Source organism: Mycobacterium sp. 1423905.2, from assembly GCF_001673155.1.
Taxonomy (GTDB): Bacteria; Actinomycetota; Actinomycetes; order Mycobacteriales; family Mycobacteriaceae; genus Mycobacterium.
In genome coordinates, this window is the sequence record NZ_LZLE01000076.1 from 1 (window position 1) to 3,208 (window position 3,208).

Consider the following 3,208-nt stretch of genomic DNA (forward strand, 5'->3'; position numbering starts at 1 on the left):
CGGCGGCCGCCGCCCACGGTTTCGCCGCCAGTGCGACCACGCACACGCCCAACACGAGCGCAACCGCCGGCGCGGTGAACGACAGATAGCGCGGCGTGTAGATGGGATGGACCAACGCCGAGTAGACGATGATCAGCGCGGTCGGTACGACCAGCCAGCACGCTGCGAGAACCAGCAACTGCCACTGCGGCAGCGGGGCGAACCTGGCCAGCCACACCGCGACGGCGGCGCCCACCACCAACACCGAGCACACCGCGAACACCGGGCTGCGTTCGAAGTATTGCTGTACCACCACGTCTTCGATGGTCCGGTGACCGATCGGGCTGACCCATCGGATCTGGTGCACCTGCGCGACCACCGTCAGCAAGAACGGCAGCAACGCGGACACCGCCGCCACCGAGGTGATCGCAAAACGCCACCACACCCGGCGCTGGAAGGCTCCGACATAGACGCAGTAAGCCACCGGCAACAGCACCAGATAGGTGTCGAGCACCACCGAGAAGGCCAGGGCGATTCCATACGCCAGCCATGACCTCACGTCGTCGCGGCGCACCGCGCGAACCACCACGACGGTCATCCAGACGGCGGCCATCATCGACAGCGCCGACGGACGCGCTTCAATCCCCGCCCAGGTCGAGCGCGGCAGGATCGCGCAGAACACCCCGGACGTCACCGCAACGGTGCGCGACGAAAACTGTTTGGCCAGCACCACCACCCCGGCGGCCGCTCCCCCGATGGCCAGGGCGCTGGGAAGTCGGGAGAAGAATTCGGTGGGCGGGAAGACCCGGAACCAGCCGTACATGAGCAGGTAATACAGGCCGTGGACGGCGTCGACGTTGCCCAGCATGTGCCACAACTGGCCGAGGGACCGGCTGTAGGACGCCGAGATGGTGGCGGCCTCGTCGTACCAGAAGGACGGACGGGCGGCGCCGATCAGGCTGATGCCAGCGGCCAACACCCCGACGAGCCACGGGTCTGCACGATCGGTTCGGGAGACGCTCACCGAACGGCTATGTTGCCAGAACAAGCCTGGGCCGCGGCCCGCACGGTGGCCGAAAGATGTTACGGTTCGGCCCGATAACTTCGACCCATCGACGTCTTAAGGCTGCGCTTTGTCCGATCAACCCAGTGACAACACCGGCTTGAAGCCGCATTTCGAAGACGTCCAGGCGCACTACGACCTGTCGGACGACTTCTTCGCGCTCTTCCTGGACCCGACGCGGACCTACAGCTGCGCCTACTTCGAACGCGACGACATGACGCTCGAGGAGGCGCAGCTCGCCAAGATCGACCTGGCGCTGGGCAAGCTCGGGCTGGAACCGGGCATGACGCTGCTCGACATCGGATGCGGCTGGGGGGCGACGCTGCGGCGCGCCCTCGAGCGCTATGACGTCAACGTGGTCGGTCTGACGCTGAGCCGCAACCAGCACGCCCACGTCCAGCAGCTGTTTGACGCCCACCCGAGCACCCGCACCAAGCGGGTCCTGCTGCAAGGCTGGGAACAGTTCGACGGACAGGTGGACCGGATCGTCTCGATCGGCGCCTTCGAACACTTCGGGCGGGACCGCTACGCCGACTTTTTCAAGACGGCCTTCGAGGCGCTGCCCGCCAACGGCGCGATGCTGCTGCACACCATCATCAAGCCCAGCGACGAGGAGTTCGCCGAGCGCGGCCTGCCCATCACCATGACCAAGATCCGGTTCATGAAGTTCATCATGGACGAGATCTTCCCGGGCGGAGATCTGCCCGGCGCCAACGTCGTGGTGGACCACGCGCAGCGGGCCGGCTTCGACGTCACGCGGGTGCAACAGCTGCGGCTGCACTACGCCCGCACCCTGGACACCTGGGCCGAGGCGCTGCAGGCGCGCCGCGACGAGGCGATCGCCGTGCAATCCGAAGAGGTCTACGACCGGTACATGAAATACCTGACCGGCTGCGCCGAATTGTTCCGCGAGGGCTACACCGACGTCGCGCAGTTCACCCTCGTCAAGGGCTGAACCTCAGAGCGGCGGACCGTCGAACGACTCCCGAGTCACGATCTCGCTGACCGGTTTTCGGCTCAGCTTCTTGACCTGACGAACCGGCTTGCCGAGCGGAACCACGGCCGCCACGGCGAACTGTTGCGGTATGTGCAGCAGCTCCTGCACCGCGGGTTCTCGTGCCACCACCATCGTGGTCAGCACACCGCCGAAGCCCTCGTTGCGAGCGGCCAGCAGCACGTTCCACACGAACGGATACACCGACGCACCGCTGATCACCCCGATGCGGTCCAAATCCTGATCCAGCGCCGCGGCGACGCTGAGGTCAAGGCAGAACACGAGCACCACCTGCGCCTCGAGAACCGGCTTGCCGAACGCACTGCCGTCGGTGGCCGCGATGGTCTGCGCGTCGACACCGCTCGGCGACAACGGGTTCCACGGCGACTCGCCGTGCTGGGCTTGGGCGAGGTAGCGCTGGGCGCCGGGAATGGTGAGCTCGGCAAGCGCGGAGCGAGTCGCCATGTCCCGGATCGCGATCACCCGAACACCCTGCCGGTTGCCGCCGGTAGGGGCAAAACGCGCGTTGTCCAGGATGCAGTGCAGCGTCTCATCGGGCAGCGGGTCGTCGGTGAACTGCCGAACCGCTGCAGTGGTGCGCATGACGTCGTAAAGATCCACAACACCATCATGGCAACCGGCTCACTGGTCGCCGATCGCGGCGACGGCCTACTGGTCCCAGGTGCGGGGCATCATCGGCATCCGCGGCCCCCCACCGAAGTCGTCGTCGGCCAGCGTGGTCAACCCCGACGGCTGCGCCGTTGATTCCTTGCTTGTGGTGCCGGCGAACCCGAAGGTGCCGCCGCCCTGATCGGAGGAAAGCGTCGGCCCCTGCTCCCCCGGATCGGTCCAGTCCGGCTCGACATCGACGTGGGAGTCCATGAATTCGTCACCGAAGTCGCGCCTGGTGGCGCGTCGGCGCCGCCGCGCCCGCGCCTGTTCGCGGGCCGACGCTGCGGCCGCCGCGGCGGCGCTGTCCGGTTCGGGCGCTTTGCGTTTGGCACTGGCGCTGGCACTGCTTCTCATCCCCGAGCCGAAGCCGATGCCTGGGGGGCCGACGGCGAAGGGCGGGGTGAAGGTCGCCGCGCTCGCCGGCGCGCCGAACATCGTGCCGACCTCGACCGGCGCGGCGAAAGCGATCGGCCTGGTGATGCCCAACCTCAAGAACTCCC

General features: G+C 67.2%; 4 protein-coding genes and 1 pseudogene. 2 read left to right on the top strand and 3 right to left on the bottom strand.

The annotated features are described in order from the left end of the window. A partial coding sequence (locus A9W95_RS04240) for a glycosyltransferase family 39 protein (protein WP_172826555.1) occupies positions 1 to 1,003 on the bottom strand: 1,003 nt, incomplete at its 3' end. A 109-nt stretch (positions 1,004 to 1,112) separates the two neighbouring features. Here A9W95_RS04240 and A9W95_RS04245 point away from each other — a divergent pair. Beyond that, positions 1,113 to 1,997 (top strand): cyclopropane mycolic acid synthase family methyltransferase, encoded by an 885-nt coding sequence (locus A9W95_RS04245; RefSeq protein WP_067409374.1) that lies wholly within the window; start codon positions 1,113 to 1,115, stop codon positions 1,995 to 1,997. A 3-nt stretch (positions 1,998 to 2,000) separates the two neighbouring features. On the opposite strand, the gene A9W95_RS04250 is transcribed toward A9W95_RS04245, so the two are convergent. Both A9W95_RS04250 and A9W95_RS27440 read right to left on the bottom strand, forming a co-directional pair. Continuing rightward, entirely contained in the window at positions 2,001 to 2,657 is a 657-nt protein-coding gene (locus tag A9W95_RS04250; RefSeq protein ID WP_067409375.1) for a nitroreductase family protein, read from the bottom strand. Between the two features lie 48 nt (positions 2,658 to 2,705). Continuing rightward, positions 2,706 to 3,143, bottom strand: coding sequence for a hypothetical protein (locus A9W95_RS27440; RefSeq protein ID WP_371328019.1), 438 nt, complete (start codon positions 3,141 to 3,143; stop codon positions 2,706 to 2,708). On the opposite strand from A9W95_RS27440, the pseudogene A9W95_RS27155 reads away from it, so the two are divergent. Further along, positions 3,121 to 3,208, top strand: a pseudogene (locus tag A9W95_RS27155) (hypothetical protein); the annotation flags it as partial. The gene A9W95_RS27440 and the pseudogene A9W95_RS27155 overlap by 23 nt on opposite strands.

Excerpts from the sequence above, each read along its gene's own strand:
- A9W95_RS27440 (WP_371328019.1), bottom strand. The coding sequence starts at position 3,143 with ATGTTCGGCGCGCCGGCGAGCGCGGCGACCTTCACCCCGCCCTTCGCC.